The organism is Photobacterium sp. GJ3, from assembly GCF_018199995.1.
GTDB lineage: Bacteria > Pseudomonadota > Gammaproteobacteria > Enterobacterales > Vibrionaceae > Photobacterium.
Window position 1 is genome coordinate 977,659 of the sequence record NZ_CP073579.1, and the last position, 12,790, is coordinate 990,448.

The window sequence follows — 12,790 nt, forward strand, 5'->3', positions numbered from 1 at the left end:
AACGGGCAGCAAACGCTGCCCGTTCGTTATCACCAATCTCAGAGCGACCGATCACTCATATTCGGCATATGGATTTGCCGTCGGCAGCGCGATGGCGTCCTGAAAAGCCGACAGCTGAATACTGTCTGGGGTCAGGCTGACTGAGGTTTCATCCATCACCGACTCACCAAAGTAGTAGCGGATTTCTTCTTCACCCTGACAAGCCTGCTGATCACGGGAGGCACTGACTTCCCGAACTTTCACATTTCGCGCCAGATACTCCGCAACAGCAACCTGTCCGTACTTTTTCTCCAGCATAGACAATGTCTTTTGCGGAGACAGCACCAGAGCCGATGCGTTGTTACCGCCAAAGCCTTTCGCGTTGATGATCACCCCTTGCATGTCATCACCCGCCGTTCCGGCAAAATAATGATCCATCAGAATATTGAGGTTTGACTGATGAACATCGTCTGCAATATGGTCGATGGTTTTAATACCCGGAATCCAGCCGTACTGCCAAACCCCAGAGACGCCATCAGCTGATCGCCTGCCGCTGCACTCATTGAGTGGCCCACATAAGACTTAATCGCTGTGACTGGCCAATTTGAAATCCCAAAGGTTTTCGCGACCTCATTCAGGATATGGCTTTCCGTGACCCGGTTTTGCGGCGTTCCGGTTCCGTGCGCCTGAACAAAAGTTTTCTGAGCACCGTCCGGCCCCAGAATTGCTTGTGCCAGTGCCGTTGCTTTCGCAACCGTCACATAGTTCCCTACCCCCGGCGCTGAAATAGATTTCTTATTTCCATCGGCGTTAATAAACACATCTGCGGCTGAACCGTAGATGCTCACGCCCAGCTTTAATGCCAGTTCTTCATCCATCAGCACAGCGAACTGTGCAGATTCGGCCATGGTAAAACCCGCATTGTCGGAAAACGGACGACAGGCACGACGGTTATCAACCGTCTCGCTCTGATCAAGCGCTTTTAACTGTTCATCTTCCGCCAGTGCACCCATGATGCGGAAGCCTTCCATAATCTCCGAAACAACAGGCGCTTCCGCATTACCAACAATGACGACTTTCGCCTGACCGCTCTGAATATCCTGGATCCCCTGACGCAGGTTATACAGGAAAGTGGCGCAGGCACCCATGTTCGTGCCTGTGGTTCCGACACTGTTAATCACGTAACCATTGATAAAATCAGCAGGCATTTCCGCCAGCGACAACGCCATCATTTTAGAGCTGACCCGGCCTCCCGTCAGGGGTGCGGCAACCATCCCCGCCAGAGACTGATCATCAATCTGAGCCAGGCCACTGCCCGCATAAACCGAAATTTCATCCGGACGAATATGCTGCAGCACTTCATCCCAATCAACGCCTAGAGAATTCAGAGCATCTGAAGCGCCATAGACCGTCAATTGCAACCCCCGTGGATGATGCCGGGAGTTATACAGTTTCCCCGGCTCAAAACCGCGGGGAATATTACCGCCGCTGCTGACCGGGAAAGTGATGTAATCTGCCAGCAAGGCATCCAGTTCACCCTGCACCGTCACCTGGACTTTCGAACCGGTTTCTTCCAGTGTCCAGTTTGCAGGAATCTGCGCGGGCAGTTTCGATTTACGCAATGTGAAACGAATCTGATCATCGCCTGCACTCAATTGCGCTTTGTACTGCTGAAGGACACGATCCGGGTCAAAGGTTTCGATCCGGCGAACCAAGGTTCCGGCTTGAATCGCTTCAATGACGGACGGTGTGATGTCATTTTTTTCCAGCCCCATTCGATGTGCCAGATCCTGCCAGGTTGAATGCATCTCGCTGGCCGGCAATATGTCTGCCAGCATGCGTTTATAACTGTGAAAACCTGAGCTACGACCTGCGGCATTGATACCGCCAATTCCGACAATCAATGGTAATTTCATGTTTTGATTCTTGCTTTAATAGGAGTTGCCACACAGATTACCAGCTTGGACTGGCTTTTCATTAGGATATTGCGCCATAATTACTGCCATTCACGCCAAACCAGCTGAATAACCGGACGACTGAGTCAAATTTCAGCCATGGTTCAGCAACCCGGAAACCAAACGGTAATGTCACGGACTCAACCATGAAAATCGCTTTTGTTCTTTATCCCCGCGCACTCATCACCGGCATCTCGCTGGCAGCAGAGATGCTGAGCAGCGCAGCCAGCCTTCGGCCACGGCGGGTCCAGAAATCGCAGCCGGTGACGATTTCTGTTGTGGCCACCAGCCTTGCCCCGATCACACTGAATTCAGGCCTGCACATTCAGCCTGATATGACGTTGTCAGAGCCGGAGCATTTTGACTTTATTATCCTGCCGCCTATCTGGGGGAACCCGCTGGCATCACTCAAACAATGCCCGACACTGGTGCCATGGCTGAGTCAGCAATACCGACAGGGGGCCAAAATCATCGCCACAGGAACAGGCGTTTGCTGGCTGGCCGAAACCGGACTGCTCGATCATCAGGTCGCCACGACACACTGGTATTTTTACGATAAGTTTGCGGCCCGCTATCCCAATGTTTCGCTCAACCGACAAGCCTCAATTACCGTCGCCAATGGCTTGTACTGCACCGTCAGTATCAACTCACAATCGGAGCTGGTTTTGTACCTGATCCGAGAACACTTCGGCCAAACCGTTGCAAAAACAGTGGAGACACATTTCGGCCACGAGATTTCACAATCGAATCAGCAGCCCTTTTATCAGATTGGTGGCGAAGTTCAGTTCGATGAGTCGATTGCGCTGGCTCAGGACTGGCTGAAACGAAATCTGGGACAAACCATGACCGCAGCAGACATCGCCCGGCAATGCGGCTTACCCCTTCGCACATTCCAGCGCCGCTTCAAAGCACAAGTGGGACAGACACCGCATGAGTATCTGCAATCCCTGCGTATGGAAGCAGCACAAATCCTGCTGCGTGACTTCGGCTTATCCCTGCAAGATGTTGCTGAACAGGTGGGTTATAAAGACGCGCACCACTTCAGCACCCGATTTCAGCAAGAGTTCAGCCTCAGTCCTGCGCAGTACCGGAACATGGTGAAAGCGAAAATTTATCAGGCTTAACGCTTCAGGAGTGAGACGAACAAAGGAAATCCGGATCGGATCAAAGGCTTAGCAATCCAGTCAGCGGAAGTGAATTCATCCAGTCGCTATGCTGAAAAGAAAGAACATGGACCGGGCTTTACTGTAACGGGTCCTGATTTTCAGTGTTATGCAGGGGATGTTGTCGCCTCGCAGTCAAAGGCGTATCGCAATGTTGTGTCGGGTTGTTGCCAGCTTACGCTGGTTATGGTTATTCATCGCAATCGGTACTGTGCAGAGTGCCGCCGCCAATCTGTTGCCCACCAGCACAACCGTGCTGGGACAGCAGCTCTGTCGGCTCGATCTCTACCATCTGGCTAAAAATCAGTGGAATCAGATAGAAACTGATTTCCAGATTGCCTTTATTGCCGATCAGGACTTCAACCGCCGCTATGTCGCGCTGAAAGCCGATATCGCTTACCCGAGAGGGTTTGAAAACTTCAGTTATTATCGAACTGGCCAGCCTGTTGAGATCTTTACTGCGAACTGGAAAAAATACCACGGCGGCATCAGCCTGGCGGACACCCGCCGCAGTTACAGCATTTCACATTTGGTCCGGCTGGGCGGAAACAATCCAAGACAAGCCTTTGATTTGCTGATCCGGTTAATTGCTGAAGATGAAGGCCGTTTCGAATTGCAAAGTGCCAATCGGCGCTATCGTTTCTATCTGGAGGATGGCGATCTGGATGCTTTTTTCCATTGCCTGCGCACGAATTAAGCAACGCCGAAAAGTGACTGCCCCAAAATAGCAAACGCCAGCGTGATTCGCTGGCGTTCTGTATTCGTTGTCTGGTCTCTGAGGGGTTATTTGTGATTCTGTACGGGCTCGTACTCACCTTCAATCACACGTCCCTGACCTGAAGATGCTTCCGGATTCCCTGCGTAAAAGGTCGCGTACTGCTTGGCCAGTTTACGTTTCAGGAATGGCTGCGCAATCAATGCCACCAAAGCCATGGTCAGTCCCATCACGGCTGCGAAAGTTAACGCAAAAAAGCCAATGACAAGCGCAATCACACCAGCAATGATATTTTTCATCTTACACCTCTTTATCGGCTGAAAGCAGGAGAATCCCTGCCTTCAGAAACTCAGCCTCGCATAGCGAAGTTGAATGACAGTTGAACAAAAGGTCGATTAAAAGCAAGATTCAACTGTGAACAGGTGCCATGATACCGCAATCTGCTTACATCTGCTCGACATATTTGATCACAGACACAACCGCCCCGCAAGGATCGAGCATGACACACATCCGGCCGACATTGGGTACATCCATCGGCGGGTATAAAACTTTGCCTCCTGCTGCGATTGCTTTCTCTGCACAGGCGTCCACATCATCGACCGTGATATAGCTCCCCCAGCCAATTGGAGCATCCTGAAACTCAGCCGTCCGCTCCATAATACCCGCAACCGGTGACCCACCCGCCTTGATGATGTGATACTGCTGTCCGCTTTCTGTGCCTGGCATAGGAACTGACTCAATCTCCCAGCCAATCACTTTGGTGTAGTAATCTATCGCGGTCTGCGCGTCATCAACCAAGAGTTCAGCCCAACTGAATGCCCCATGCTGTTGAAACGGATTTTCCATATTGCCTCCATTGCACATAAAAAAGTTCCGTTTAAAGATAGTCCTATGATTTCAACAGCGCCAATAAACAAGTTCGGTTCATTCAGTCAATTCACAATGATAAAAAGGCCAGCAACGGCTGACCTTCGTGCCATCTTCTCAATCAGGGGGCCGAATCAACCTCGACCGGCAAATAGTGTTTCGGTTCCAGCTTCAGCCACTCGGGTAACACCGTTCCAATGGAGATAGAGGACCAGGTCCCAGAAACGATCCCGATAAACATCGCTGTGGCGAAACCTTCCAAGGGGGCGCCCCCATCAGCCACAAAGCCGCAACGGTCATGAGCGTGGTCCCGGAAGTCACCAGGGTGCGGGAAAATGTCGCAATCACAGCCTGATCATTGATCTCTGAAACCGGCGTCTCTTGCCTGGCGACCAGCAGTTCGCGGATCCGATCAGCAATGATGATGGAGTCATTCAGCGAGTATCCCAAAATAGCCAGAACCGCAGCAAAGACGGTCAGATTGAATTCCATCTGAGTCAGTGCGAAAAATCCCAGCACCAAGACAACATCATGCATCAGCGCCAGCAAAGCCCCGCTGGCCAGTCGCCACTCAAATCGGAAACACAGGTAGACAAGAATACTCAAGAGGCACACCAGCAATGCCAATCCCCCTGATCAACCAAATCCTCACCCACCTGAGCACCTACCATGCTGTTACTGATCACCGAAACTTCACCAGAAATCTGATGGAGTACATCTGCCAAAACCGGTGGTGCCTGATCCGGTTCTGCCAGCGGATAACGAATCACCCAGCGCCCCTCGCCACCTGCGGCAGTCACTGTCGTTGCTTCTCCGAGTGCAGGTTTGAGTACCTCCAGCATTTGCTGATGCGTCACCTCAGTACTGACAACAGCTTCGGTGACCATGCCCCCCGTAAAGTCCAGACCCATGTTTAATCCGCGAATCGCAAACGCCGCAAGCGAAATGAGCATCAGTGCAATGGAGACCACACTGGTCAGGTAGCGGATATTCCGAATCCGCAATTTGAAAAATTCACTCATCATCAAACCCTCACATCACGACGACTGTCGCGTCCCCATACCCAATTAATCAATGCACGCGAAGCAAATACCCCGGTGAACATGCTGGTCAGTAACCCGAGCCCCAAGGTTAACGCAAAGCCCTGAATTGGCCCGTTACCGATGGCATACAGAATGAATGCCGTGATCATCGTGGTCAGATTTGCATCGAGAATCGTGCTGAACGCACTGCGAAAGCCGGTATCAATCGCCTGTGCAAAACTGCGACCCTCTGCCAGCTTGTCTTTGATCCGCTCAAAGATCAGCACATTCGTATCCACAGCCATCCCTACCGTGAGCACTAAACCGGCAATACCGGGTAAGGTCAACACCGCACCTGGCAGCAAAGCGATCAGACCCAGCAGGCAAACCATATTGATCAGCAGTGCAACGTTAGCCACCCAGCCAAGACGGCGATACCACAGCGCCATGAACGTCAGTGTCATTGCCATCCCTAAAGCCAGAGCAGTAAAGCCATTGCGAATATTCTCGGCGCCCAGAGACGCCCCAATGGTTCTTTCTTCAACGATCGTCACGGGTGCCGTCAATGAACCTGCTCTGAGCAACAAGGCGAGTTGCTGCGCCTCTGCCTGGCTGCCAGCCCCGGTAATCCGAAATTGATTCCCTAACTGCGACTGAATGGTCGCAACGCTGATCACCCGTTCCTTACGCACGGTTTCGCCCCGGGTATTCGTCTGATATTCGCGGTAAACCGTCGCCATTGGTTTGCCGATATGCTTCCCGGAAAAGTCACTCATCTTCTTGCCGCCGGCATGATCCAGTGCGATGTTCACCTCAGAGAATCCCATCGGATCGACACCCGCGCTGGCATTCACAATGTGATCCCCGGTCAGAACCGGGCGTTTGTTCAGCACCACAGTTCTGCCCTCATTATCTTTCAGTGTGAGGTGCGGGCCAGCGCCCGCTTCGGAACCCGACTTCACTTCATAAAATGCCAGACTCGCCGTCGCACCAATCACATTTTTGGCCTGAGACGGGTCTTGTACCCCCGGCAGCTCAATCCGGATACTGTGTTCCCCCTGCCGCTGCACCAGTGCTTCGGTGATCCCCAGCTCTTCGATCCGTTCACGCATGATTTTGAGATTTTGCTGGACCGTCGCCGTCTGGAAATCCAGCTTGTTTTGTGCGGTTGGGACGATGGTCAGAGACCCAGAATTCCACTTCATTTCCCATCCGGGATAATGCTGTGCAACATACTGACTGATCTGCCCCTGTGCCGCCTCCGGTATCAACTCAACCCGAACGCCATCCGTGCCCTGTGGCTGCATCCTGACCCCACGGACATGGGACTCAATCAGCATGTCGCGGACATCATCCATCAGCGTATCGCGCTGTTCCTGAAAGGCTTTCTCCACATCCACATTCAATAAGAACTGAACGCCACCCCGCAAATCCAAGCCAAGCTGAATCGGGTGAAGCCCAATTTGACCCAACCAGGCCGGCGCGACAGAAACATAGCCATAAGTAATTGAGTCTCCGGTTTTCACTTGCTTATCCAGTGAAGTGCGCGCCTGTGACTGCGCCGATTCATTCTCAAACACGAGCACCATCTGGTGACTTTTCTGTTGGATCGACTGCGCAGCGATCCCTTGCTGCTTCAAATAATGATCAATCCCGACCACAGAGTTCAGTTCATGACGGGTATCCGCAAAATGAATCTGAATAGAAGGCTTTTCACCAAACCAGGTTGGAATCGCGCTCAGGGCAAGCACAACAATCGTGACCACCAACGCCACATATTTCCAGGCAGCATAGCGGTTCAGCACCCGAGCGGATGCATTTGTATTTTTTTTCTTCATGATTATCCCCTCAGCATGATGCTGAGTTGCAGAAACTAATTTGTGACAACGTCACCTGAAGTGAGAGAAAATCAGCTGAAGTACTGACGATTGAGTGCCACATACATGGCATTGGTCTCTTTCCAGCCAGAAAGACGATAAGAAGTATGGAAATTCAGATACGGCAGATGTCTTGAATGCGACAGATCACGCAAGGCAAGACTGATACCGGTTTGGGGGAACAGCAGTGTGGTTGTATCCGCGACGTTCGGATCGTCACCCTGAGCATTAAATCGCGCGGGGGCGCTCCAGCGCAAAGAATGAAGAATTGCAACGTTTGACCCGGCATACCCGGTTTGAGTCTCGGGTAACGAAGGTTGATTGTGCGCAGATGGCTGCTCGTCCCGTACGTTCTGCTTCAGAGCAGTGGGGGGCGCAGCAACAATCTGTTTCAGTGACGCCGCTGTATTGGGTTCGCTCAGGCATGCCATCGCCTGCGCAGGCAGAGCCAACGCAAACAGTAACAGCCAGAAAAATCGAATCAAATACGTGAACATCAATCGAAAGCCTCAAAAACCACAAGGGCACTATAAGGCTGAGTGTGACAGCACTCAAGCGAAATCTGATTCACCGGTATTGGTTATGCATCCTTCTCAAGAACCCGCCTACCACGTCCAGACGTTATAGTGTTAAGATCGCCGCAAATCAGCACGGCTTTGCGGGTTCTCTGATTCAACGGTGATTCACCGAAAACGGCTCAATTTGGGTTCATCCGGCAATTATCCTGGTATTCACAAACTGACCCTAGTCCCTCAAACCGTGATCATCAAAGTAAAAGGTTTATTTTTCAAATGTCTAGCACAAGTATCCAATGGTTTCCGGGGCATATGCATAAAGCCCGTAAAGAGATTGAAGAAGCCATTCCGAAAGTTGATGTCATTATTGAAGTGCTCGATGCGCGGATTCCCTTCAGCAGTGAAAACCCGCTGATTGCTTCACTTCGTGGTGAAAAACCAGTCATCAAAGTGTTGAATAAGCGCGATTTGGCTGATCCTGAAATGACGGAGCTTTGGATTTCGCATCTGGAAAAAGAACACAATGTGAAAGCGATGGCGATCACCACAGAGAATCAGAATGAAGTCCATAAAATTCTGGAACTGTGCCGAAAGCTTGCGCCAAATCGTGAAGAAATGGGCAAAAACATTCGCACCATGATCATGGGCATTCCGAATGTCGGGAAGTCCACCATCATCAACACGCTGGCAGGCCGCTCGGTGGCCATCACCGGGAATCAGCCTGCGGTGACCCGTCAGCAGCAAAGAATCAACCTGCAAAACGGCATTGTGTTGTCAGATACACCAGGGATTTTGTGGCCAAAAGTCGAAAACCCGCACAGTGGTTTTCGTCTGGCTGCAACTGGCGCCGTGAAAGATACTGCGATGGATTACATTGATGTCGCATTCTTCACGGTCGAGTATCTGAAAGAGGCTTATCCAGACCTCATCAAACAGCGTTATGAACTGGATGATGAACTGCCTGAATCAGAAATCGAACTGATGGAAGCCATCGGTCGCAAGCGCGGCTGCTTGCGTTCCGGCGGCAGAGTGGACCTGCATAAAGCATCTGAAATTCTGATCAACGAACTGCGAAATGGCACACTGGGCCAGATTACAATGGAACGTCCAGAGATGATCACGCAGGAATTGGTCGAAGTTGCGCTTGAGAACGAACGGAAAGCTGCAGAAAAAGCCAAAAATAAAGAAGAGCGCCGTAAGCGCTATCTGAGAAACAAAAGATAACGAAAAAAGGTGCTGTTCCCCCGCTACGCGGAACAGCACCACAGTCAATCATCGACAAAATGTACCTACACTCAGTCGCCTGCAGCAGTGCGGAGATCACTTGTCATCTAAGCCTGTTAAATCACAAGAAAACACCGCCACAGTCTCCCCATAATAGAGCACGTACCGTGCCAACTTTTTAATTCGATATTTTTCAATAATTTATTTGATTTCCCTTCACACTTCCGCTGTCAACTATCTCGATCATGCACAACTTCAGTGAATGGATGCACCAAAATTACATCTTTACCTCTGACGGACTCATAGTCGCTCTGTATAAATTTTTTCAGTGGAAATAGAAAATATTTTGAGATCAACAAGCAATTTAAATATATAGAACGCAAAAGATTACACCACAAAACAATGATATTTATTACCATTACATAGCAAGCAAACGGTTGATAAAAATAAATAAATCATTTAATTAACCTTGATTTAACACCTCGTATCATTCATAGCTCTAAAGTTTGTTATTTCCTTATGTTTTGTGTGAGAAAAATGCGCTTTGTTTATTACTTTTTCTCATTTTACCTCACCGCATTTTCAGTCCATATTCTGCCCAAATTTCAAGAATGGCTGGTTTTCGATAATCGATCATTCCTGGGTATTTGACCCGAATACGCTTCCTGCAATGACTTGAGCGGGCCAGATCACTGTCTTCACGACAGCCACGCACCGGCCTGCCCCCTAAACTTGGAGATCTCTGTCGTGAGTGATATCACTGCGGCACGTCAGTCCGGCGGTATGTTTGTACCCGTAGCCGGACTGGCGGTTTTTGCTATTGCATCAGGTTATCTCATGAGCCTGATTCCATTAACACTCAGCTACTTTGAGCTGCCCGCTTCACTGGCAAGCTGGCTGGCGAGTACATTTTATTTAGGACTGCTCATCGGTGCTTTACTGATTGAAAAAGTCGTTGCCAAGATTGGACATCGTTTGTCATTTATTGGCTTCCAGTTTCTGCTTGCTTTAACCATTATGATCATGCCTGTCATGCCGGAACAGTGGGTATGGCTGCTGGCACGCTTTATCGCGGGTATTGCGGTTGCAGGTATCTTTGTTGTCGTCGAGTCCTGGTTACTGATTGGTGACAATAAAAAAGAACGAGCAAAACGCTTGGGCTTCTATATGACGGCCTTGTATGGCGGTGGTACATTAGGTCAGTTTGGGATCGGGTTCATCGGTGTTGAAGGGCTTTTGCCATTTTTCAGCATTCTGGCTCTGGTCGTGCTTGCGATGGTTCCGGCACTGGTTTCCAAACATTCACAACCCGCTTGCGAACAACATACAAGCCTGACGACCAAACAGATTCTGGCGCTGAGTAAACCGGCAATTCTGGGGTGTCTGGTGTCTGGGATTGTCATGAGTACCATTTATGGCCTGCTGCCATTCTCTCTGAAACTTCAGGGATTGACTGCCGAGCAGATCAGCGGCCTGATGGCATCCACTGTACTCGGTGGCATGGCAATTCAGCCTGTCGTCAGTACTTTATCCTGCAAAATGAGTAAGTCGCTTCTGATGGCAGCAGCCTGCTTACTGGGTATTTTTGCAACTGGCATAATGACGCTGTTTGAAGGCTACGCCGTAATGGTTATCGGGCTGGCATTACTGGGAATGTCCTCGTTCGCGTTGTACCCGATTGCGATTTCACTGGCGTGTGATGCGCTGAATTCCACGCAGATTGTCTCTGCCACACAGGTGATGTTGTTCAGTTACAGTATTGGATCTGTGGCGGGTCCGCTTGGCGCAGGCAGTTTTTTACATCATGCCAATGGGCTGATGAACTTTTTCTTCATCGCACTTGCAAGTACAGCGGTGTATATGTTGATGGTGAGTCTGAAGCAAAAGCCTCAGGTGGTTGTCGGTTAATTTCGGTCAGCACAAAAAAGAGCGGGCGCAACTTTCGTTGCGCCCTTAGGTCTTACTTGCAGCAATCCCGCTACGATAGTGCTCCCTGCATCATTCCTTGATAATGCTGTATCCTTCAGCGTTCCCTAAAACTCCATCCTGGAGGTGTTCCTTTGGTCTGACCCTGACCCATTGCAACATCCTGTTACAACTCTCTTCTCCATCCTGGAGGTGTCCGTTACTTCATCCTGAAGTGGTCCATTGTGTCGTCCTGACCAGTAAGCATCCTACTCACTGTATCGAATCCATTCGATGCTTCCCTTCACAGTCCCTGTAGATACATCATCCTAACGTACCTGCTTCATCCTGAAGCTGCCAAATTCCCTAGCCTGTTCCTGTTCCGTTCCGTCAGTTCCTTCCGACGGGGTAAAGATTACTTGATTCAGAATTCTGCGCAACGAACGAAGATCACATTTTCAGTGTCAACAAAAGAAACAAAGTCAGAAACACATATAACTTAATGAAAAATATAGCATTATCATTTCTTTGATCGTATTTTCCGTATCAAAGGAAGCAAGATTTCCCACGCCATTGTGAGATATCTCTTACAAGCGCAGCAGACTTTATCCCGAAAATTACTGCAAGCCACAAATTCAGCGGAAGAAATTGTTCTATTTCACCAGCATCGCCGCACCAAAAACCCCGGCACTATCGCCTAAAATGGGCTTCACAATTGGCGTGTGAAGGGTCGGATTGAACAAATGAGGCATCACCGCTTCTCTGCCTGCATCATATAGATCTTCAATATTCCCAACACCACCCCCAATCACGATGACGTCTGGATCCAGCACATTGATGATTTGTGCGACTGCTCGTCCAAAATAGTCAATCAGGCGGGCTTTCACTTGCAGCGCTTCTGCTTGCCCGGATTGAGCCAGCGCCATCACCCGGCTGAGTGAACAGGCTTCTCCGGTCAGCGCCTGATAAGCCCGTTCAAGCCCCGGCCCAGAGATCACCGTTTCCAGACATCCCCGCTTCCCGCAATAGCAAGGCTGACCGTCGGGCTCAATCACATTGTGACCCCACTCACCTGCAATCCCATGCAAGCCATTGATCAAACGGCCATGGACAACAATACCCGCACCCACGCCTGTCCCCATAATCACCGCAAAAACAACTTCAGCATCCGGACAAATCTGCCTGACAATCCCCAGATGCGTTTCAGCCAGCGCCAGACAATTCGCATCATTGGCCAGTGTTACCGCGACCCCCAGCAGATCGGCGAGATCCTGCTGCAATGGCTGGCCATTGAGTGCCGTCGAGTTACAGTTTTTCATCAATCCGGTTAAAGGATCCAGTGCGCCGGGTGTACCAAACCCTATCGCATCCGGGTCATGTCCGATCTGTGCGGCACATTGATCAACCAAAATTTTGATTCGATGCAGAATGTGACGATACCCCTGGTCGGCCTCACTCGGTATCCGCTCCCGGAGCACACAGCGATCGTCTTTTCGATCAATCACAACGCACTCGACCTTGGTACCACCCAGGTCGATCCCCCAATAAAAGTCGTTCATAGCCTGTCC

10 protein-coding genes and 2 pseudogenes are annotated in these 12,790 nt (G+C 50.3%); 4 read left to right on the forward strand and 8 right to left on the reverse strand.

What is annotated here, in order from left to right:
- Positions 1-51: 51 nt before the first annotated feature.
- Positions 52-1,895 (reverse strand): annotated as a pseudogene (locus tag KDD30_RS21390) (beta-ketoacyl synthase).
- A gap of 61 nt (positions 1,896-1,956) precedes the next feature.
- Positions 1,957-2,082: a hypothetical protein gene (locus KDD30_RS24775; protein WP_256449242.1), complete on the reverse strand. Its 126-nt coding sequence runs from the start codon at positions 2,080-2,082 to the stop codon at positions 1,957-1,959.
- On the opposite strand from KDD30_RS24775, the gene KDD30_RS21395 reads away from it, so the two are divergent.
- Together KDD30_RS21395 and KDD30_RS21400 are read left to right on the forward strand one after the other, a co-directional pair.
- Positions 2,081-3,058 carry a GlxA family transcriptional regulator gene (locus KDD30_RS21395; RefSeq protein ID WP_211650526.1) on the forward strand — a complete coding sequence of 326 codons (978 nt, stop codon included), beginning with the start codon at positions 2,081-2,083 and terminating at the stop codon, positions 3,056-3,058. The two genes, KDD30_RS24775 and KDD30_RS21395, sit on opposite strands and share 2 nt — an antisense overlap.
- Before the next feature lie 190 nt (positions 3,059-3,248).
- Positions 3,249-3,794, forward strand: a complete 546-nt coding sequence (locus KDD30_RS21400; protein ID WP_211650528.1) for a hypothetical protein — start codon at positions 3,249-3,251, stop codon at positions 3,792-3,794.
- Between the two features lie 86 nt (positions 3,795-3,880).
- On the opposite strand, the gene KDD30_RS21405 is transcribed toward KDD30_RS21400, so the two are convergent.
- The 5 genes and pseudogenes from KDD30_RS21405 to KDD30_RS21425 form a co-directional block, all read right to left on the reverse strand.
- On the reverse strand, positions 3,881-4,111 hold the full coding sequence (locus KDD30_RS21405; RefSeq protein WP_211650530.1) for a hypothetical protein: 231 nt from the start codon (positions 4,109-4,111) through the stop codon (positions 3,881-3,883).
- 145 nt (positions 4,112-4,256) lie between these two features.
- Positions 4,257-4,658 carry a VOC family protein gene (locus tag KDD30_RS21410; protein ID WP_211650532.1) on the reverse strand — a complete coding sequence of 134 codons (402 nt, stop codon included), beginning with the start codon at positions 4,656-4,658 and terminating at the stop codon, positions 4,257-4,259.
- Between the two features lie 142 nt (positions 4,659-4,800).
- Positions 4,801-5,701, reverse strand: a pseudogene (secF, locus tag KDD30_RS21415) (protein translocase subunit SecF).
- Between the two features lie 2 nt (positions 5,702-5,703).
- Positions 5,704-7,539 carry a protein translocase subunit SecD gene (gene secD / locus KDD30_RS21420; RefSeq protein WP_211650534.1) on the reverse strand — a complete coding sequence of 612 codons (1,836 nt, stop codon included), beginning with the start codon at positions 7,537-7,539 and terminating at the stop codon, positions 5,704-5,706.
- Positions 7,540-7,610: 71 nt separating this feature from the next.
- Positions 7,611-8,075 carry a hypothetical protein gene (locus KDD30_RS21425; RefSeq protein WP_211650536.1) on the reverse strand — a complete coding sequence of 155 codons (465 nt, stop codon included), beginning with the start codon at positions 8,073-8,075 and terminating at the stop codon, positions 7,611-7,613.
- A gap of 294 nt (positions 8,076-8,369) precedes the next feature.
- On the opposite strand from KDD30_RS21425, the gene ylqF reads away from it, so the two are divergent.
- Together ylqF and KDD30_RS21435 are read left to right on the forward strand one after the other, a co-directional pair.
- On the forward strand, positions 8,370-9,317 hold the full coding sequence (ylqF, locus tag KDD30_RS21430; RefSeq protein WP_211650538.1) for a ribosome biogenesis GTPase YlqF: 948 nt from the start codon (positions 8,370-8,372) through the stop codon (positions 9,315-9,317).
- Positions 9,318-10,064: 747 nt separating this feature from the next.
- Positions 10,065-11,225 (forward strand): MFS transporter, encoded by a 1,161-nt coding sequence (locus KDD30_RS21435; protein ID WP_249199351.1) that lies wholly within the window; start codon positions 10,065-10,067, stop codon positions 11,223-11,225.
- 650 nt (positions 11,226-11,875) lie between these two features.
- Here KDD30_RS21435 and KDD30_RS21440 read toward each other — a convergent pair.
- Positions 11,876-12,781 carry an ROK family protein gene (locus KDD30_RS21440; RefSeq protein ID WP_211650540.1) on the reverse strand — a complete coding sequence of 302 codons (906 nt, stop codon included), beginning with the start codon at positions 12,779-12,781 and terminating at the stop codon, positions 11,876-11,878.
- Positions 12,782-12,790: the final 9 nt, after the last annotated feature.

Bases quoted from the DNA above. Each gene is read 5' to 3' on its own strand.
- KDD30_RS21395 (WP_211650526.1), top strand. From the start codon at position 2,081: ATGAAAATCGCTTTTGTTCTTTATCCCCGCGCACTCATCACCGGCATC.
- KDD30_RS24775 (WP_256449242.1), bottom strand. From the start codon at position 2,082: ATGGTTGAGTCCGTGACATTACCGTTTGGTTTCCGGGTTGCTGAACCA.
- KDD30_RS21400 (WP_211650528.1), top strand. From the start codon at position 3,249: ATGTTGTGTCGGGTTGTTGCCAGCTTACGCTGGTTATGGTTATTCATC.
- KDD30_RS21405 (WP_211650530.1), bottom strand. From the start codon at position 4,111: ATGAAAAATATCATTGCTGGTGTGATTGCGCTTGTCATTGGCTTTTTT.
- KDD30_RS21410 (WP_211650532.1), bottom strand. From the start codon at position 4,658: ATGGAAAATCCGTTTCAACAGCATGGGGCATTCAGTTGGGCTGAACTC.
- secD (WP_211650534.1), bottom strand. From the start codon at position 7,539: ATGAAGAAAAAAAATACAAATGCATCCGCTCGGGTGCTGAACCGCTAT.
- KDD30_RS21425 (WP_211650536.1), bottom strand. From the start codon at position 8,075: ATGTTCACGTATTTGATTCGATTTTTCTGGCTGTTACTGTTTGCGTTG.
- ylqF (WP_211650538.1), top strand. From the start codon at position 8,370: ATGTCTAGCACAAGTATCCAATGGTTTCCGGGGCATATGCATAAAGCC.
- KDD30_RS21440 (WP_211650540.1), bottom strand. From the start codon at position 12,781: ATGAACGACTTTTATTGGGGGATCGACCTGGGTGGTACCAAGGTCGAG.